The sequence below is a fragment of the Gilvimarinus sp. 1_MG-2023 genome, from assembly GCF_030548285.1.
Genome location: NZ_JAUOSC010001909.1, coordinates 1 through 229 on the forward strand (window position 1 = coordinate 1; position 229 = coordinate 229).

Below are 229 nucleotides of genomic sequence, written 5' to 3' on the forward strand. Positions count from 1 at the left end.
CTTCGGCATCGTTGCGGCCTTTCTGCTGCAGATAATTAACCAGCCGCTCAATATCCTTCAGCGCTTTATTGTCCAGCGATGCGCTCCCGGCCCGAAAACGGAAATTAATCGTCAAACGCTTGGCATCATTGGTTATTTCACGAAAATCAGACGGTAACTCACTATAAAACTCCGGCACGACTTCTTTCAGTTCCTGTGAAATAAAACCAGAATCCGCGACCACCTGCTG

The 229-nt window shown here is 48.0% G+C and carries 1 pseudogene; it reads right to left on the minus strand.

The window, feature by feature from the left end:
* Positions 1 to 229 (minus strand): annotated as a pseudogene (locus tag Q4563_RS23335) (hypothetical protein); the annotation flags it as partial.